Origin of the sequence: Nesterenkonia rhizosphaerae, assembly GCF_039544555.1 — a bacterium.
Classification (GTDB): Bacteria; Actinomycetota; Actinomycetes; order Actinomycetales; family Micrococcaceae; genus Nesterenkonia; species Nesterenkonia rhizosphaerae.
In genome coordinates, this window is record NZ_BAABLW010000001.1 from 72651 (window position 1) to 89291 (window position 16641).

Below are 16641 nucleotides of genomic sequence, written 5' to 3' on the forward strand. Positions count from 1 at the left end.
CGTATGTGATGGGCGCCACAACCAGAGTTTCTATTGCAGGAGGACCTATGACCTCGGCCTACGACCACCGCGGGGCGGACGTGAACTACCAAGAGGTACAGGCGCGCGCGGACTTCCGCGAACTGCGTCGCACCCACCGCAGCTTCGCCTTTCCCATGACCGTGTTCTTCCTGCTCTGGTACCTCACCTATGTGGTGCTGGGCTCCTTCTTCCCGCAACTGTTCACCATCAAAGTGATCGGCAATGTGAACCTCGGAGTCCTCTACGGCCTGAGCAACTTCGTGGTGGTCTTCGGCATCACCGCCGTCTACGTCTGGTACACCAACGCCCGCATGGACCCCAAGTCCAAAGCAATCCGCGAAGAGCTTGAGGCCGCCGGCGTCGGACTGCCTGAGGAGGTAAAAGCATGAGCACCTGGACCATTTCCACCCGTTCAGCAGCCGGTGAGCTGCCGGTAGCCTCCGGGGAGGCAACATTGTCCACCGACGTGGGAAGCCCCTGGGTGAACCTGGGAATCTTCGCGCTGTTCGTGGTGGTCACCCTGTACTTCGTTATCCGCGCATCACGGACCACCAAGACCTCAGCAGACTTCTACGCCGGCGGCCGCGGCTTCTCCGGCACGCAGAACGGCACGGCCATTGCCGGTGACTACCTCTCGGCTGCCAGCTTCCTGGGCGTCATCGGTGCAGTGGCCGTCTACGGCTATGACGGCTTCCTCTACGCGGTGGGCTTCCTGGTGGCATGGCTGCTGGCGTTGCTGCTGGTGGCGGAGCTGATGCGCAATACCGGCAAGTTCACCATGGCCGATGTGCTCAGCTTCCGGCTGCGTCAACGCCCGGTCCGCATCGCCGCGGCCATCACCACCCTGGCCGTCTGCGTGTTCTACCTGCTGCCGCAGATGGCAGGCGCCGGTGGACTTGTGGCCCTGCTGATCGGTGTTGATTCCTGGGCCGGGCAGGCTCTGGTGATCGCGGTGGTCGGTGCGCTGATGATCGTCTACGTGTTCATCGGAGGCATGAAGGGCACCACGTTCGTGCAGATCATCAAGGCCACCCTGCTGATCCTGGGCTCAGCGGTCATGACCATCTGGGTGTTGGCGCTCTTCGGCTTCAACTTCTCCGGGCTGCTGGGCGATGCCGCCACCAACCACCCCGACGGCGAAGCCATCCTCGGCCCCGGCCTGCAGTACGGTGCCGACGCATTCACCCGCTTGGACTTCGTCTCCCTGGGCTTCGCTCTGGTGCTGGGCACCGCCGCCCTGCCCCACGTGCTGATCCGTTTCTACACGGTGCCCACCGCGAAGGACGCCCGAAAGTCCGTGGTGGTGGCCATCGCCCTGATCGGTGCCTTCTACCTGTTCACCCTGGTGCTGGGCTACGGCGCAGCAGCGCTGCTGGACCACGAAACCATCCTGGCGGCCCCCGGCGGACAGAACGCGGCAGCGCCGCTATTGGCCTATGAGCTCGGCGGAACCCTCCTGTTGGGCGTGATCTCAGCAGTGGCCTTCGCCACCATCCTGGCCGTGGTGGCCGGACTGACCATCACCGCCTCAGCAAGCTTCGCCCATGACGTCTACGGCCAGGTCATTAAAAAGGGCCAGCTCGACGAGAAGGGCGAAATGCGGGCCGGCAAGATCACCGTGGTCGTCGTCGGCATTCTGGCGATCCTGGGCGGCATCGGCGCGCAGGGCCAGAATGTGGCATTCCTGGTGGCCCTGGCCTTCGCCATTGCCGCCAGCGCCAACCTGCCGACCATCCTGTACTCACTGTTCTGGAAGCGGTTCACCACCCGCGGTGCACTGTGGTCGATGTACGGCGGCCTGATCTCAGCACTGGTGCTGATTGCCTTCTCACCGGTGGTGTGGGGCCGTCCCACCAGCTTCTTCCCGGAAGGATCGCTGGATCTGTACCCGCTGACCAACCCCGGGCTGGTCTCCATTCCGCTGGCCTTCTTCCTGGGCTGGCTGGGCTCGGTGACCTCCAAGGTGGCCGAAGATCCGGCTAAGCAGGCAGAGATGGAGATTCGCTCGCTGACCGGAGTCGGCGCGGAGAAAGCCGTGGATCACTGAGTTTGTCCCGGCGGCGCGTACAAGCCGCGCTCGGCTCTCGGCCGCGTGCAGTGGCCGCGGCCTTCACACCTGAAGAGTCCCGCGGCCTTCACACCTAAAGAGTCCCGCGGGCGCACCCCGTTCGGTCACGCGATATGACGGCAGTTTCGGCCAGATTCGGTCGAAATGGGCCTCTCATACAGTGAAAACGCGTGACCGAACGCTGGGGGTAACGACCAGAGTCAGCGCGAGCGCCCTCGGCAGACCAGTGTGACTCACACCACCTGGTGATAGGTTGCTGGCATGACTCTCCGACACCCACTGCGCTGGGGCATCCTGGCCACCGGCGGCATCGCCCGCGCCTTCGTCCAGGACGCCCAGCTGGCCGGACTGAACATCGTGGCCGTAGGGTCACGGTCAGCCGAATCCGCCCAGCGATTCGCAGCGGAGTTCACCATCCCGCGCAGCTACGGCTCCTACGAGCAGCTGGCCGCAGATGCCGAGGTGGACATCATCTACATCGCCACCCCGCATCCCATGCACTACGCCAATGCGCTGCTGGCGATCCAGCACGGCAAGCACGCCCTGGTGGAGAAACCCTTCACGCTGAATAAGTCCGAGGCCCAGCAGCTCAAGCGCGCCGCCCAGTCTGCCGGGGTGCTGGTCACCGAGGCGATGTGGACCCGGTATCTGCCGCATATGGTCCGTATCCGAGAGATCATCGCCGCAGGAGGCATCGGGGAGGTCCGCGCGGTCTTCGCCGACCACATGCAGCACTTGGACGAGGACCCCGAGCATCGCATCAATTCGCTGGCGTTGGGCGGCGGGGCCCTGCTGGACTTAGGTGTATACCCGGTCTCCCTGGCCTGGAGCATTCTGGGCGCACCCGAGAGCATCCAAGCCAGTGGGCGACTGGGGCCCACCGGCGCTGACACTGACGTAGCGGTGGTGATGCGCCATGCCGGCGACGCCCTCTCCACCCTGATGGCTTCATCGCGGGCAGCTGGCCACAACACCGCGCATATTGTGGGCACCACAGGCCGGATCGATATTGACCGCGTCTGGTTCACCTCGGCTGGCTTCACCCATTACGACGCCGCGGGCGCCGTCGTCGAGGAGTTCACCCCGGATATCCAGGGGCGCGGTATGCAGTTCCAGGCGATTGCCGCCGAGGAGTATGTGGCCTGCGGGAACTTCGACGGCGAGCTGATCACGCTGACTGATTCGGTGGAGATCATGGGAACTCTGGATGAGATTCGCCGCCAGATTGGCGTGGTCTATCCCGGCGAAGAGCCATCGCTGGGATAGTTCCGCTCAGTGGAGCGTCCGATCCGACCCAGGTGCGTGTGAGTAAAAGGACCAAGCTTCAGCCCATACCCCAGGGCACGGTCGACGCCGATATGGAATGTCCAGCTGGCGGCGATGATCAGTAGCCACCTGATGTCCTTGCCATCCATCAGCAGCCCGCTGTAGAGCAGCCAGACCGCGGCTGGGCCCGCGTAGCTGTGGATCAGATTGTAGGTAAAGCTCCCGACTCGTTCCCCAGCGATATAACCAAGTGCGCAGATATCGAAGACCAGGAACAGTGCCAGCGGCCACCACCAGGCTTCTCCCACAGCAAACAGCATCAGCAGCACAGCAGCGGCGATGAGGGCGTTCTCCAGCCGCTGCCAGCCCAGCGCCCCGGTTCCCGGAGCTTCCAGCGAGGACGGCGTTGCTGCGTGCTGAGCCATGATGATGCCCTTCTGGAAGAGGTGCAGGCGCCCTGCCTACGCAGAACAACCTATGCGGCACATGCTCGCGCAACATCCCCCGTAGGGATGACCCGCAACTTCCGCTCAGGGCATTAGCCCACTGAGGCCATAATCTCCGTCATCTTGTCCAGGAACGCATCCACCTGAGCTTCGTCATAGGCGTTGCTACCGGTCGCGGAGGTGAAAGTAATGGTGCGGATCTCGTCCACGCTCATCGGGTTTTCACCGTCAAGGTACTGCTCCAACTGCTGGCACAGCTGGTCGACTTCGTCTTTGCGGTATCCGATGCCGCCGGCATGGGAGGGCTCACGGAATCGTTCACCGGCACCGCGTTCCATACGACGGCGCAGCGGCTGGGAGCGCTCGTGCAGCAGCTCGAACCAGGCGTCCTCGCCGTACTGCTCGATATACCGGTCCCGCTCGGCTCCGGCGAAGGCATCCTCGAGACGGTCCAGGGCGGCGTCGACCTCTGCAGGGTTGTAGCCGCCAGGGCCCATGGAGAAGCTGGCTTCGCGAATCTCTGAAAGCGCCATTCCGCGACCGGAGTCGTAGGCATGCCGGGCACGCGCCATGAACTGATCAACTTCATCGCGGTTGTAGCCCTGCTCGCTCTCAGACAGGAGCGTAAACAGTGGGGTGGAAGTGGTGGCCATACTCATAAGCCTAAGGGAAGCCCGCCGGTTTCCCCGGTAAGCGCCACAATCACGAAGAACGCCGTGGGCATGGCGAAGACCAGCGAATCCAGCCGATCCATCACACCGCCGTGTCCGGGCAGCACCGCGGACATGTCCTTGATCCCCAGTTCACGTTTGACCATGGATTCACTGAAGTCACCGGCCGTAGCGGCAATCACCACAGCAATCGCCAGCAGCGCGCCGATGTAGAGCGGCTCATCGAAGATCAGCCAAGAAGTGAGCACTCCAACGACGACGGCGCCAGTGAGGGACCCAGCGAAGCCCTCCCAGGACTTCTTGGGACTGATCTTCGGCGCCATCGGGTGCTTGCCGAAGAGCACGCCGGCTATGTAGCCGAAGGTGTCATTGGAGACCACCAGCAGCACCACGACCACCAACCGCCAGTCCCCTTGAGGCGCTGCCAGCAGCAGCACCGCGAAGGAGATGAGGAACGGCACCCAGCAGGCCACGAACAGTGAGGCCATCACGCTGCGCCCGGGGTCTGGCACTCGGGACAGCGCGGCGCCTATCATGATGGCCACACCGGTGAGCATCATTGCCAGAGTCAGCGCCTCAACACCGCCCCAGTAGGCGGCGATCGGCATGACCGTCGCACCTAGATAGAGCGGAATCTTGGGCAGTCGAAGCCGGTGCTCCGGCTGGACATCACGGGCCTCCAGTGCCCGGGCAACTTCCCAGACACCCATGCACAGCAGCACCACCCACACCGCTATCAGCAGCGGCACCAGGAAGAAGATCCCGAACAGTGCCGGCACCAGCAGGACGACGCCCGTGGCGATGGCCGCAGGCAGGTTGCGTCCGGCGCGTGAAGTGCGCTGCGGGGCCTCAGGCGCTGCGCTGATGGCCTGCTCCCCCGCCGTCGTCTCTCTGCCTGCGTTGTGCTGACTCATAGAGGCTCAGACTTCGAGGAGCTCAGCTTCCTTGCGTTTGATCATCTCGTCGATGCGCTCCACGTACTTCTTGGTCATCGCCTCGAGTTCTTTGGTGCCGCGCTCGCCTTCGTCCTCACCGATCTCGCCATCCTTGACAGCCTTCTCGATGGTGTCCTTAGCCTTACGGCGGGCGTTGCGCACCGACACCTTGTGGTCTTCGCCCTTGCCCTTGACGAGCTTGACGTACTCGCGACGGCGCTCCTCGGTCAGCTCCGGCATAGTGATGCGGATCTGCTTACCGTCATTGGAGGGATTGGCACCGATCTCCGAGTCAGACAGGGACTTCTCGATCTCGCGCATTGCTGAGACGTCATAGGGGGTGATCAGGATGGTGCGAGCATCTGGCACCGTGAAGCTGGCCAGCTGCTGCAGCGGAGTGGCTGAGCCGTAGTAGTCCACCAGCACCTTCGAGTACAGGGAGGGGTTGGCTCGGCCGGTGCGGACAGTGGCGAAGTCCTCGGAGGTCGCCTCCACGGTGCGCTCCATCTGCTCCTCAGCTTCGAGAAGGGTCTCGTCAATCACAGGTGTCTCCTTGGGTCAGGGTCTTTGAGATGAGTCTACGTGTTCGCGCGGCCAGGTTATGTGGGCCCTTACGGCGTGACCAGGGTTCCGAGCTCTTCGCCCAGCAGCGCGCGGGTGACGTTGCCTTCACCTTCCATGCCGAAGACTCGCATATTCAGGTTGTTGTCATTACACATGGTCATCGCAGTCTGGTCCATGACGCGGATATCGCGGCGCAGGGCGTCACCATAAGTCAGGTGGTCAAGCTTCTGGGCGGTGGAGTCCTTGCGCGGATCAGCGGTGTAGACGCCGTCGACTCCGGACTTAGCCATCAGCACCATGTCGGCGCCTACCTCCAGGGCGCGCTGGGCGCAGACGGTGTCTGTGGAGAAGTAGGGCATACCAGCACCGGCACCGAAGATCACGACCCGTCCCTTTTCCATGTGGCGCACTGCGCGCAGCGGAATGTAGGGCTCGGCGACCTGCGCCATGTGGATGGCGGTCTGCACGCGGGTCGGCTGCTCGGCCTGTTCGAGGAAGTCCTGCAGCGCCAGGCAGTTCATGACGGTGCCCAGCATGCCCATGTAGTCAGCACGGGCGCGGTCCATACCGGCTTTGGAGAGTTCGGCGCCGCGGAAGAAGTTTCCACCGCCGACGACGACGGACACCTCTACCTGGTCGCGTACCGCAGCGATCTGCTCAGCTATTCCCCGGACAGTGGCCGGGTCGACGCCGACGGAACCTCCGCCGAAGACCTCACCGGAGAGTTTGAGCAGGACGCGACGGCGGGTGGGAGCGGTCTCAGTCATCAGGTTCCTTTCGCCAGGGGCGGGCTGAGGGGGCGGGTTCTGGAGGGGGGGGTGGATTCTGGGCATGAAAAAGGGGTGACCACCTTGTGTTCTAAGGTGGTCACCCCCTCTCAAGTCGGTCAGGCGTTAGAGATCATTCTAAACACTGACCCGAAGCGGGGTTCAGGAGCCGACGCGGAAGCGTGCGAACGCCACTGCGGAGGTACCTGCGGTCTCGAGCACCTTGGCCACGGAGATCTTGGGATCCTTGGCGAAAGGCTGGTCGACCAGAACGTGCTCCTTGAAGTACGCGTTGGTGCGGCCTTCGATGATCTTCGGCAGGGCCTGCTCGGGCTTGCCCTCAGCCTTGGCGGTCTCCTCGGCGATGCGACGCTCGTTCTCCACGGTCTCAGTGGGAACTTCGTCACGGGTCAGGAAGGCCGGGGAGAATGCGGCGGCGTGCACTGCCACATCGTGGGCTGCGCCCTTGGCGTCATCGCTGTCGGCATCGACTGCAACCAGCACGCCCACCTGTGCAGGCAGGTCCTTGCTGGTCTTGTGCAGGTAGGAGTCCACGTAGGATCCGGTGACCTTGGCCAGGCGACGCACAACGACCTTCTCGCCGAGGATGGCGGCTTCTTCGGTGACGAAGTCGGAGAGCTTCTTGCCCTCGACGTCGGCCTCCAGCAGTGCCTCCACGGTCTCGTGGCCGCCGGCGACGGCGACGTCGAGAACCTTCTCAGCCAGAGAGACGAACTTGTCGGACTTAGCGACGAAGTCAGTCTCAGCGTTGACCTCCAGCAGGTAGCCGGTGGTGCCGTCGACGACCTTGGCGATCACCAGGCCCTCAACAGCGGAGCGGCCTTCGCGCTTGGCAGCGCCCTTGAGGCCCTTGATGCGGATGATCTCGATGGCCTTGTCGACGTTGCCTTCAGCCTCGTCGAGGGCCTTCTTCACGTCCATCATGCCAGCGCCGGTGCGCTCGCGCAGGGCCTTGATGTCGGCAGCGGTGTAGTTCGCCATAGGTTCGCGTTCCTCTCGTAAAAAGGGGGATCAGGCTTCGGTGGTCTCAGCGGACTCGGCGGGAGCCTCAGCAGCAGCAGGAGCTGCCTGCTCAGTTGCGTGCTGCTCCAGCAGCTCGCGCTCCCACTCAGCCATCGGCTCAGCAGCTGCGCCGGAGCCGCCGCCGCGCTTCTCATCGCGGGCGATGAGGCCATCAGCGACTGCGTCTGCGACCACGCGGGTCAGCAGGTCCACGGAGCGGATGGCGTCGTCGTTGCCCGGAATCGGGTAGTTGACGTCGTCGGGATCGCAGTTGGTGTCCAGGATGGCCACCACCGGGATGCCCAGCTTCTTGGCCTCATCCACAGCCAGGTGCTCCTTGTTGGTGTCAACAACCCAGAGGGCGGAGGGAGTCTTGGTGAGGTTGCGGATACCACCGAGGTTGGCCTGCAGCTTCTCCAGCTCGCGCTTGAGCAGCAGCAGTTCCTTCTTGGTGTGGCCGGAGCCGGCGACGTCGTCGAAGTCGATCTCCTCGAGCTCCTTCATGCGCTGGACGCGCTTGGAGACGGTGGAGAAGTTGGTGAGCATACCGCCGAGCCAACGGTGGTTCACGTAGGGCTGGCCCACGCGGGTGGCCTGCTCAGCGATGGCCTCCTGGGCCTGCTTCTTGGTGCCGACGAACAGGACGGTGCCGCCGTGGGCGACAGTCTGCTTGACGAAGTCGTAGGCGCGGTCGATGTAGCTCAGCGACTGCTGCAGGTCCACAATGTAGATGCCGTTGCGCTCGGTGAAGATGTAGCGCTTCATCTTGGGGTTCCAGCGGCGGGTCTGGTGGCCGAAGTGCACACCGGAGTCGAGCAGCTGGCGCATGGTGACGACAGGCATGATGTCCTCTCTTGGCCGGGCTTTGAACAGGGCGTGGCCCTGCAGCACCGGCGTAGTTTTTTCTCGGTTACGGGTTGAGGAAGCACATGCTTCCCCGTTCTCCGGATCTCCCGGAGTCCTGGCTGTGCCGCGGCCTTAAGGCCCCGTTCCCGGACATACTCTGAGCCGAAGCGGATCAGGTGTATGGACCGGTGGGAACGTCCTGCATAAGCGTGGGCTTGATGCAGGGAGTCACAGCGCGTAGTCAGCTGACGCGGGCACAGCAAAATGCGCACAGGTCAACTGCTGGTGCTTAGTCTACCGCGTAGATGCGGGTTCCACTAACCGGAGAATGCGAGCTGATCAGCTCCTCGCCCCCAATACTGTCCAGGGAGTTTTCCCCAGCCCCGGCAGCTTGAACCGGCGCGCCGATGCCCTCACAGTCCGGCTGCTCGTGAACCCACCGACGACGGCGGCTCGTCAGTCTTGGTGTATGGACTCAGCTGCACCACCGCGCACCTGCCCTGAGGGCTTGACCCTGACGCCGTTCCCGGCTGCTGGCCGGCCGATCCTGTGGTGGCCGCGGTCCCGCCAAGTGCTGCTGGTCCTGCTGGCGTCGCTGACCCTGCTGGGCTTCCCACCGGCAGCGTCAGCGACGCCGGATGCCCCAGTAGAGGAAGGGGAGCGTTCGGAGTGGCGTCACCCAGCAGCGGGCCAGGTGGTCCGTGAGTTCGCCGCCCCACCGGCTCCATGGGCGGCAGGTCATCGAGGAGTGGATCTGGCTATGACCACTGGCGGAGAGGTCCGCTCCCCCACCGATGGGGTGGTGAGCTTCTCCGGGGTGGTGGTCAATCGCAAGGTGCTCAGTATCGATCACGGAGCCGGGTACATCAGCTCCTTTGAACCGGTGGTCTCAGACCTCGTCGTGGGTGATGAAGTCAGTGCCGGTGATGTCATCGCCGCCTTGGGAACCTACGAGGACGGCTCTGATCACTGCACCGACGAACATAAGCCCGCCCAGCCCTGTCTGCACTGGGGTGTGCGCCACCACGGTGACTACATCAATCCGCTGCTGCTGCTCGGTGAGCTCGAACCTTCGGTGCTGCTGCCACTGAGTTCCCCAGGACCGCCATAAGGGCCCCACTCCTGGCAGGGATCCAGATCAGGCAAGCCGGGCGACGAGTTCTTTGACGTGGCGTTGGATGTCATCGCGAACCAGCTCCATCCGCTCCCGACCCTCGATTCCGCGCTCCGAGGGCTCATCGGTGATCCAACGCTCCACGGTCACACCTTCTAGTTCTGGCACCTTGGCCTCAGCCCCGAGGACCACCACGTGCCCGGCGTCGAGCATGGCTTCTTCGGTCAGCTGCGTCGGCCTCTGCCCGGTGATGTCCACGCCCACTTCATTGAGCACCTCTGCGGAGAGCGCGTTGATCTGCTTCCCGGGCAGTGTCCCGGCGGATGAGATGTCCACAGCGTCGGGTCGTCCTTGATCTGTGAGTTCTTTAAGCATCAGGCCCGCCGCCATCTGTGACTTGCCGCCGTTCTTGACGCATACAAAGAGGACCGCAGGCTTCCGGGGATTCACGAGTTACTCCTAGTAGTAAGGGACACCGAGGTGAGATCAGCAGCAAGAGATTCAACAGCCCCGGGCACTACGGAGTAGTACGACCAGGTGCCGCGGCGCTCACGAGTCAGCAGCCCGGCGTCGACAAGGATCTTCAAGTGATGTGAAACCGTGGGCTGTCCCAGACCCAGCGGACCGGTCAGATCACAGACGCAGGCTTCCGCATTCTCACCGGCGGCAATAAGGGACAGAATAGTCAGCCGGTTCGGGTCAGCCAGTGCTTTGATCCGGCTTGCCAGGTCCGCGGCCTGTTCAGACTCAAGAGGAGCAGCACTGGGATCCGGCGAACAACAGTCATCGACGGCGGTCATCGGGCCTCCTTCTGTTGAGCTTGTCACGAGCAGTTCCACTGGCTCAGTATATTGACGTTCTTCGATCAAACACCATACTCTCTTCTATATCGATCATCGTCAATGAAAGGCTCGTGGTGACTGCACCCGCTCTTCCTGCACCCGCCTCGGTAACCGGCAGGTTGTCCCTGCTTGACAGGTTCCTGCCCGTTTGGATTCTCGGTGCCATGGGACTTGGTCTACTGCTGGCGGTCCTGGCACCTGGAGTTGGCGCCCTGCTTCACCAGGTGGAGGTCGCTGGAGTCTCGGTGCCCATCGCGCTGGGCCTGTTACTGATGATGTATCCAGTACTGGCCAAGGTCCGGTACTCGGAATCCCACCTTGTTCTGCGCGATAAGAAGCTGCTGATCACCTCACTGGTCATCAACTGGCTGCTTGCACCGGCGTTCATGTTCGCTCTGGCTTGGATTTTTCTGGCGGATCTTCCGGAGTACCGCACCGGGCTGATCATTGTGGGCCTGGCGCGCTGCATAGCGATGGTGCTGATCTGGAATGACCTGGCCTGCGGCGACCGAGAAGCAGCCGCTGTGCTGGTAGCCATCAACTCGGTCTTCCAGGTCTTCATGTTCGGGGTACTGGGCTGGTTCTACTTACAGGTCCTGCCGACCTGGCTGGGGCTGGAAACCACCAGCGCAGAATTCAGCATCTGGGCCATTACCCTCTCCGTTCTGGTCTTCCTGGGCATCCCACTTGCTGCTGGATTCCTCACCCGCACCATCGGAGAACGACGCCGCGGCCGCCAGTGGTACGAAGACACCCTGCTGCCCAAGCTTGGCCCCTGGGCGCTGTATGGGCTGCTGTTCACCATCGTCATGCTCTTTGCCCTGCAGGGCGATCAGGTCTTGGCGCGACCGCTGGATGTGGCCCGGATTGCCCTGCCCCTGCTGATCTATTTCCTCCTCACATTCGCTGTGAGTCTGGGCATTGGCGGCCTGCTGAACATGGGCTACGAGCGCTCCACAACGCTGGCCTTCACTGCTGCCGGGAACAACTTTGAGCTGGCCATCGCCGTGGCCATCGCGACCTTCGGCGCCACCTCAGGCCAAGCCCTGGCAGGAGTGGTCGGTCCGCTCATTGAGGTGCCGGTTCTGGTGGCCCTGGTCTATGTCGCTCTATGGTCCCGCCGCTTCTTCCGCAATCCACACCACTCGGCGCTACCGGCGAGGACTCCAGAACTTGCCCACTCATCTGCCCAATTCGACTCATATGAGGAGAAGCCATGATCCCCGCATCCGAGACTCCGCACGTCCCCACCGTCACATTCGTCTGCGTACACAATGCTGGCCGCTCCCAGATGGCTGCCGCGTTCATGCGTCACCTCGGTGGAGATCGAGTTCGGGTCTATTCAGGCGGCACTCAGCCCGCGGACGAGGTCAATCCCGTCGCTGTTCAGGCCATGTCCGAGCTGGGTATCGACATCGCCGGGCGGGGCACTAATGAGCTCTCCGCAGACATGCTTCAGGAATCCGATGCTGTCATCACTATGGGATGCGGCGATGACTGCCCGTACTACCCCGGCAAGCGCTATGAGGACTGGCAGCTGGATGACCCGGCCGGACAGGGCATCGAGACTGTGCGTGACATCCGGGATGACATCAAAACTCGAGTGATAGCGCTGCTTGCCGAGTTCGGCGTAGAGACGCAGAGCACCGCCACATCGGTCTGAACAGAACCCACGGAGGAGATGTCACCATGAAAGCCGCGTACCCCGTCGTCGTCATAGGAGCTGGGCCGGTAGGCCTTGCCGCTGCCGCACACCTGTTGGAACAGGGACTCGAGCCGCTGGTCCTGGAAGCGGGAGACCGAGTAGGTGCTGCCGTCGATCAGTGGGGGCACATCAAGCTGTTCTCGCCATGGCAGTACAACATCGACGCCGCCTGCCGTCGCCTTCTGCTGCCCACCGGTTGGGAGGAGCCGCGACCCGCAGCCCTGCCCACAGGATCCGAGCTGCGCGAGCGATACCTGGAACCTCTGGCGGATAAGACTCCTTTAAAGCAACGCATCCTGCTCAACACTCGCGTGCTCGGAGTCTCCCGCGGGAACCGAGACAAAACGCACCTGTCCGAGCGTGCGGAGCAGCCCTTCCTCGTCCGGACGGTCCGCGCCGGCCAGGTTCAGGATCTTCGAGCCGGGGCCGTCATTGATGCCAGCGGAACCTGGGAGCAGCCCAACCCGCTGGGCACCTCAGGTCTACCTGCCCTGGGGGAGAACGACGACGACGTCGCCGCTCATCTGCTTAGGCCGCTGCCAGATGTCCTAGGCGCACAGCGTCACCGTGTCGCTGGGAAACGGGTCATGGTGGTCGGTTCGGGCCACAGCGCGGTCAATACACTGTTGAATCTGGCCGCACTGAAGCGTGAAGCCCCCTCCACAAGAATCTCTTGGGCCATCCGCGGCCAGAGTGCGGAACGCAGCTTCGGCGGTGGGGACCGCGACGGACTTCCAGCCCGCGGCCACCTGGGTGTGCGGTTGAAGAATCTGGTAGAGGCTGGTGACATTCAACTGCTGACCTCTGCGGAAGTGCAGGCACTCGAAGCACGGCCGGGTACTGTCCACGTGCAGCTTCGGGGCGGAGACACCGTGGAGACTGATTTCATCGTTGCCGCTACCGGTTTCCGTCCAGCCCTGGATATGTTGCGCGAACTGCGCCTTGAGCTGGACCCGGCCGTGGAGTCCCCGGTCCAGCTGGCGCCGCTGATTGATCCGGAGTTCCACTCCTGCGGAACAGTCCCTGCCCACGGCGCCAAGGAACTAGCTCATCCAGAGACTGACTTCTTCATCGCGGGCATGAAGTCCTACGGCCGGGCACCTACATTCCTGCTGGCCACCGGGTACGAACAGGTACGCTCCATAGCAGCGCACCTTGCCGGGAAGGATTCAACGGCACAGAATCTGAACCTTCCCGAGACTGGGGTGTGCTCTGCGACGGATCCGGAGCTTCAAGAACCGGCGGCGGAGATGCCGGCGTCGTCCTGTTGCTCAGCGCAGCCGAGAAGTGCAGACCCCGCACCGGCGCCGGTGACACTTGGAGTGCCTACTGGTTTTCTCCACGGACGCAGCACAGCCACCGCACCACTCGAGGAAGCTGGAGCCGCAGATGATCGATTACCTCAGCACACTGACCCTGCTGCAACAGGAGTTTGCTGCCTCCCTGGAGGACGCTGACCCTCATCAGCCGGTCCCCAGCTGCGGTGGATGGACAGTGGGAGACTTGGCCGAGCATCTGGGCGGAGTCCACGTGTGGGCCGCAGCCCAATGCCGCCGCGACGGCACCAGGGTCTCGGACTCCCCTGCTGATGTTGAGGCCACTAGCGCGGTGGCGCGCTACCGATCCCGCGCCCAGCTGCTGCAGCAGACATTGCATGAGCTGCCCGCAGACCAGCCCTGCGACACGCTCGACGACCAGGGCCAGAATGGAAACAACACAGTGTCCTTCTGGCATCGCCGTCAGACCCACGAGACGTTAATTCACCTTTGGGATCTTCGCACCGCCCTTCATGTTCCTGGACCAGTGGCGGAAGCAGCAGTCTGGGCCGATGGTATCGACGAGGTCGTCAACTTCTTCTACCCGCGGCAAGTGCGCGTGAACCGCATCTCGCCGCTGAGGGCCGGCGTGATGTTCAACGCCGAGGATGTTCAGCGGCGCTGGGTCATCGGTTCACCAGCTGGTCAACCCTCGGCGAGCCTCACCGGCTCTGCTGAAGACCTCGCCCTGACCCTGTGGGGCCGTGGCCGTGGAGAGAACCTGCACATGACAGGTGATCGCACCGCCGTCCTGGAGCTGCGCGAAACGGCGGTAACCCCCTAGCTCGGTGGTCCCGCCTAAGACGCCTCTGCAGAAGCGTGGGTACTACCACCGCAAGAACGCGTCAGCGCTCTATCAGCGACCGGGCCAAGGTCACCAGACGGTCGGCGGAGTCCTCCCAGGAGTAAGCCTGACTGCGAGTACGGGCTTGGACACTCGCCGCCTGGAAAGCAGCAGGATCCTCCAGACGGCGGACCGCCGCGGCGAAGGCGGCGTCGTCGTCGGCATCCACACACTGAGCCCCCGCCGCCAGATCGTCCTGACTCACTTTGTTTGCCACACCGGTGACCTCCCGGAAGATCGGCAGATCAGAGACCACCACGGGAGTGCCGTGGCTCATCGCCTCAACCACCGGAAGCCCATAACCCTCGGCACGGGAAAGCGTCACCAACGCCGTGACCTGCTGCAGCAGAGCGGTGTAATCCTGCTCGCTGATCCCGTTGTGGAAGATCAACTGGCCCGGACGCTCAGCCAGGGCCACCAACTGCGCCCTGCGCGCAGGACTGATCGGCGAGCAAAGATGCAACCGGTACTCCGGCAGCCGATTCAATCCTGCAATGACCGCTTCCACATTCTTGTACTCCATGAAGGAGCCCATATAGACCAGCTCCCGAGCTGGTGGTACGGCAGGGTCACGCGGTTGCTCAACGGGCTGAGCAGCGTTGGGGATCAGATGCAGTGGGCGTCGAGTAAGCCGGTGCTTCTCCATCAGCCCCCGCGTCGTCTCAGAGATGGTGGCCACCGCATCAGCCCGATTCAACGCCATACGCTGCGGGGTATAGCTCAGGTGATACAGCCGCCACCCCAGCCGAACCGGCGCAGGCAAGTCCCGCGGCGGGGTCCGGTGCTCGTAATAGATCAGATCGTGCAGCGTCAGGATCAGTCGATAACGCCGCCCCACACTCCCCATAGTCTGCATAGGAGAGAACACGACGTCGGGCTGGTGCGGGTTGATCTGCTGAGCCACAAAGGGCTCCAAGGCCGAAGTTGGCGAGGAGATCTTGACTGCGGGAAGATCCGGCAGCATGCCCAGCTGCTGTTCGTCGTGGATCAGCATGGTGACATCGGCCTTCTCCGCAGCCGCCTGCACCAAGGATGCGGTGTACCGGGAGATACCGTCATGCACCCGAGTGCGCACATACCTGCAATCCACGAAGAGTCTCATGCTGCAAGTATTCCAGCTCGTCCAGGTTCCTCCAGGGCTGACTTGGAACGATGAATGACGATGACAGCACGCGAATACTGGACCGAAGCCCCCTTCACCGGTGCGGTGCGCCAGGTACCGATTCCGGAACCGGCAGTTGGGGAAGTCCTTGTCGAAACCGAAGTCTCCGGAATCTCCAGCGGCACTGAATCCCTGGTACACCGCGGAGAAGTGCCAGCATCCGTCTCAGATCTGATGCGCGCGCCCCATCAGCTCGGCGAGTTCCCGAGCCCGGTCTCCCACGGCTATCTCAATGTGGGAATCGTCAAACAGGGCCCCGCTCAACTGCTGGGTAAGCGGGTCTTCAGCCTCTCCGGGCACCGCAGCCACGTGGTGATCCCGGCAGAGTCCTGCCATGTCATCCCGGATAACTGCCCCTCTGAGCGCGCCCTGCTGGCAGGTATTGCCGAGGTCACGCTAAACGCCATCTGGGAAGCCCAAGTCACCCTGGCCGACCGGGTCGCCGTGATCGGTGCCGGAATGGTGGGGCTCAGCGCCGCGCTGCTACTGAGCAGGATCGGCTTGCAGCGGCTGGAAGTGGTGGAAATCGACGCTGACCGCCGCGCCGTCGTCGAGTCCTTGGGTCTTACAGCCGTCACCCCAGAGGATGCCTCCGGAGATAACGACGTCGTCTTCCACACCTCCGCGCACGAGGCGGGTCTTGCCCGGGCCTTGGAGATCACCGGCGACGACGGCGCAGTCGTCGAGCTCTCCTGGTATGGCCAGAAGTCCCCGCAGGTACCGTTAGGAGCGGATTTCCATGCCCGGCGCCTGCGCATTATTGGCAGCCAAGTAGGGCAGGTGGCTTCACCGAAGCGACTACGCCGCACGCGGGCTGAACGGCTGAGCACCGCGTTGACCCTGCTGGATGAACGCTTTGATGCGCTGATCACCGGACGCTCGCCGCTGGAGGAGCTCCCTGCGGTCATGGACCGGATGGCTGGCCGCGGCACGGCGGGCCCCGAGAAGCCACTCGAGGACCACACGAACACCTCCCGCCAAGAGATACTGCACGTAGTGACCTACTAAGGCCCGGTTCGGCCTTCAGCCCATGCTTGAGCGCCCTGATGAG

19 protein-coding genes are annotated in these 16641 nt (G+C 63.2%); 9 read left to right on the forward strand and 10 right to left on the reverse strand.

The genetic code is table 11. The features are described from left to right. Nucleotides 1–47: 47 nt before the first annotated feature. The 3 genes from ABEA23_RS00305 (at nucleotide 48) to ABEA23_RS00315 (ending at nucleotide 3355) form a co-directional block, all read left to right on the forward strand. Complete coding sequence (locus tag ABEA23_RS00305) at nucleotides 48–410, forward strand: DUF485 domain-containing protein (RefSeq protein WP_345476153.1); 363 nt, start codon at nucleotides 48–50, stop codon at nucleotides 408–410. Next, the gene (locus ABEA23_RS00310) at nucleotides 407–2068 is read left to right on the forward strand and encodes a solute symporter family protein (protein ID WP_260072130.1); all 1662 of its coding nucleotides are present in this window, start codon (nucleotides 407–409) and stop codon (nucleotides 2066–2068) included. Before ABEA23_RS00305 ends, ABEA23_RS00310 begins: the two co-directional genes overlap by 4 nt. Before the next feature lie 282 nt (nucleotides 2069–2350). Next, entirely contained in the window at nucleotides 2351–3355 is a 1005-nt protein-coding gene (locus tag ABEA23_RS00315) for a Gfo/Idh/MocA family protein (RefSeq protein WP_345476154.1), read from the forward strand. Here ABEA23_RS00315 and ABEA23_RS00320 read toward each other — a convergent pair. The 7 genes from ABEA23_RS00320 to rpsB all read right to left on the reverse strand — a co-directional run bounded on the left by ABEA23_RS00320 (nucleotide 3325) and on the right by rpsB (nucleotide 8604). Next, nucleotides 3325–3780, reverse strand: coding sequence for a DUF4260 domain-containing protein (locus ABEA23_RS00320; RefSeq protein ID WP_345476155.1), 456 nt, complete (start codon nucleotides 3778–3780; stop codon nucleotides 3325–3327). The two genes, ABEA23_RS00315 and ABEA23_RS00320, sit on opposite strands and share 31 nt — an antisense overlap. A gap of 113 nt (nucleotides 3781–3893) precedes the next feature. Continuing rightward, entirely contained in the window at nucleotides 3894–4454 is a 561-nt protein-coding gene (locus ABEA23_RS00325) for a DivIVA domain-containing protein (RefSeq protein WP_049897494.1), read from the reverse strand. A 2-nt stretch (nucleotides 4455–4456) separates the two neighbouring features. Beyond that, nucleotides 4457–5386, reverse strand: a complete 930-nt coding sequence (locus tag ABEA23_RS00330; RefSeq protein ID WP_345476156.1) for a phosphatidate cytidylyltransferase — start codon at nucleotides 5384–5386, stop codon at nucleotides 4457–4459. A 6-nt stretch (nucleotides 5387–5392) separates the two neighbouring features. Next, nucleotides 5393–5950, reverse strand: coding sequence for a ribosome recycling factor (gene frr, locus ABEA23_RS00335; RefSeq protein WP_260072127.1), 558 nt, complete (start codon nucleotides 5948–5950; stop codon nucleotides 5393–5395). A 68-nt stretch (nucleotides 5951–6018) separates the two neighbouring features. Further along, nucleotides 6019–6738 carry a UMP kinase gene (gene pyrH / locus ABEA23_RS00340; RefSeq protein ID WP_260072126.1) on the reverse strand — a complete coding sequence of 240 codons (720 nt, stop codon included), beginning with the start codon at nucleotides 6736–6738 and terminating at the stop codon, nucleotides 6019–6021. Between the two features lie 162 nt (nucleotides 6739–6900). Continuing rightward, a complete protein-coding gene (gene tsf, locus ABEA23_RS00345) occupies nucleotides 6901–7740 on the reverse strand; it encodes a translation elongation factor Ts (RefSeq protein ID WP_260072125.1) in 840 nt (279 codons plus the stop codon). A 30-nt stretch (nucleotides 7741–7770) separates the two neighbouring features. Next, nucleotides 7771–8604, reverse strand: coding sequence for a 30S ribosomal protein S2 (rpsB, locus tag ABEA23_RS00350; RefSeq protein ID WP_044494485.1), 834 nt, complete (start codon nucleotides 8602–8604; stop codon nucleotides 7771–7773). Between the two features lie 472 nt (nucleotides 8605–9076). On the opposite strand from rpsB, the gene ABEA23_RS00355 reads away from it, so the two are divergent. Continuing rightward, nucleotides 9077–9718 carry a M23 family metallopeptidase gene (locus tag ABEA23_RS00355; protein ID WP_345476157.1) on the forward strand — a complete coding sequence of 214 codons (642 nt, stop codon included), beginning with the start codon at nucleotides 9077–9079 and terminating at the stop codon, nucleotides 9716–9718. A gap of 27 nt (nucleotides 9719–9745) precedes the next feature. On the opposite strand, the gene ABEA23_RS00360 is transcribed toward ABEA23_RS00355, so the two are convergent. Then, nucleotides 9746–10171, reverse strand: a complete 426-nt coding sequence (locus ABEA23_RS00360) for an arsenate-mycothiol transferase ArsC (RefSeq protein ID WP_345476158.1) — start codon at nucleotides 10169–10171, stop codon at nucleotides 9746–9748. Further along, the gene (locus tag ABEA23_RS00365) at nucleotides 10168–10521 is read right to left on the reverse strand and encodes an ArsR/SmtB family transcription factor (RefSeq protein ID WP_345476159.1); all 354 of its coding nucleotides are present in this window, start codon (nucleotides 10519–10521) and stop codon (nucleotides 10168–10170) included. The genes ABEA23_RS00360 and ABEA23_RS00365 overlap by 4 nt, the downstream gene beginning before the upstream one ends. Before the next feature lie 116 nt (nucleotides 10522–10637). Between ABEA23_RS00365 and arsB the strand changes: the two genes are divergently transcribed. The 4 genes from arsB to ABEA23_RS00385 are packed head-to-tail and all read left to right on the forward strand — an operon-like array spanning nucleotide 10638 to nucleotide 14368. After that, nucleotides 10638–11783, forward strand: a complete 1146-nt coding sequence (arsB, locus tag ABEA23_RS00370) for an ACR3 family arsenite efflux transporter (RefSeq protein WP_345476160.1) — start codon at nucleotides 10638–10640, stop codon at nucleotides 11781–11783. Beyond that, nucleotides 11780–12226: an arsenate reductase ArsC gene (locus tag ABEA23_RS00375; RefSeq protein WP_345476161.1), complete on the forward strand. Its 447-nt coding sequence runs from the start codon at nucleotides 11780–11782 to the stop codon at nucleotides 12224–12226. Before arsB ends, ABEA23_RS00375 begins: the two co-directional genes overlap by 4 nt. A gap of 26 nt (nucleotides 12227–12252) precedes the next feature. Further along, nucleotides 12253–13725, forward strand: a complete 1473-nt coding sequence (locus ABEA23_RS00380; protein WP_345476162.1) for an FAD-dependent oxidoreductase — start codon at nucleotides 12253–12255, stop codon at nucleotides 13723–13725. Continuing rightward, complete coding sequence (locus ABEA23_RS00385; RefSeq protein WP_345476163.1) at nucleotides 13658–14368, forward strand: maleylpyruvate isomerase family mycothiol-dependent enzyme; 711 nt, start codon at nucleotides 13658–13660, stop codon at nucleotides 14366–14368. The genes ABEA23_RS00380 and ABEA23_RS00385 overlap by 68 nt, the downstream gene beginning before the upstream one ends. A gap of 61 nt (nucleotides 14369–14429) precedes the next feature. On the opposite strand, the gene ABEA23_RS00390 is transcribed toward ABEA23_RS00385, so the two are convergent. Next, nucleotides 14430–15530 (reverse strand): glycosyltransferase family 4 protein, encoded by a 1101-nt coding sequence (locus ABEA23_RS00390; protein WP_345476164.1) that lies wholly within the window; start codon nucleotides 15528–15530, stop codon nucleotides 14430–14432. Between the two features lie 54 nt (nucleotides 15531–15584). Between ABEA23_RS00390 and ABEA23_RS00395 the strand changes: the two genes are divergently transcribed. Continuing rightward, the gene (locus tag ABEA23_RS00395) at nucleotides 15585–16598 is read left to right on the forward strand and encodes a zinc-dependent alcohol dehydrogenase (protein ID WP_345476165.1); all 1014 of its coding nucleotides are present in this window, start codon (nucleotides 15585–15587) and stop codon (nucleotides 16596–16598) included. Nucleotides 16599–16641: the final 43 nt, after the last annotated feature.

Coding starts and splice junctions, on each gene's coding strand:
- ABEA23_RS00310 (WP_260072130.1), top strand. CDS start 407: ATGAGCACCTGGACCATTTCCACCCGTTCAGCAGCCGGTGAGCTGCCG.
- ABEA23_RS00380 (WP_345476162.1), top strand. CDS start 12,253: ATGAAAGCCGCGTACCCCGTCGTCGTCATAGGAGCTGGGCCGGTAGGC.
- ABEA23_RS00375 (WP_345476161.1), top strand. CDS start 11,780: ATGATCCCCGCATCCGAGACTCCGCACGTCCCCACCGTCACATTCGTC.
- pyrH (WP_260072126.1), bottom strand. CDS start 6,738: ATGACTGAGACCGCTCCCACCCGCCGTCGCGTCCTGCTCAAACTCTCC.
- ABEA23_RS00355 (WP_345476157.1), top strand. CDS start 9,077: ATGGACTCAGCTGCACCACCGCGCACCTGCCCTGAGGGCTTGACCCTG.
- tsf (WP_260072125.1), bottom strand. CDS start 7,740: ATGGCGAACTACACCGCTGCCGACATCAAGGCCCTGCGCGAGCGCACC.
- ABEA23_RS00395 (WP_345476165.1), top strand. CDS start 15,585: ATGACGATGACAGCACGCGAATACTGGACCGAAGCCCCCTTCACCGGT.
- ABEA23_RS00390 (WP_345476164.1), bottom strand. CDS start 15,530: ATGAGACTCTTCGTGGATTGCAGGTATGTGCGCACTCGGGTGCATGAC.
- ABEA23_RS00365 (WP_345476159.1), bottom strand. CDS start 10,521: ATGACCGCCGTCGATGACTGTTGTTCGCCGGATCCCAGTGCTGCTCCT.
- ABEA23_RS00320 (WP_345476155.1), bottom strand. CDS start 3,780: ATGGCTCAGCACGCAGCAACGCCGTCCTCGCTGGAAGCTCCGGGAACC.
- ABEA23_RS00330 (WP_345476156.1), bottom strand. CDS start 5,386: ATGAGTCAGCACAACGCAGGCAGAGAGACGACGGCGGGGGAGCAGGCC.
- ABEA23_RS00305 (WP_345476153.1), top strand. CDS start 48: ATGACCTCGGCCTACGACCACCGCGGGGCGGACGTGAACTACCAAGAG.
- rpsB (WP_044494485.1), bottom strand. CDS start 8,604: ATGCCTGTCGTCACCATGCGCCAGCTGCTCGACTCCGGTGTGCACTTC.
- ABEA23_RS00315 (WP_345476154.1), top strand. CDS start 2,351: ATGACTCTCCGACACCCACTGCGCTGGGGCATCCTGGCCACCGGCGGC.
- ABEA23_RS00325 (WP_049897494.1), bottom strand. CDS start 4,454: ATGGCCACCACTTCCACCCCACTGTTTACGCTCCTGTCTGAGAGCGAG.
- ABEA23_RS00385 (WP_345476163.1), top strand. CDS start 13,658: ATGATCGATTACCTCAGCACACTGACCCTGCTGCAACAGGAGTTTGCT.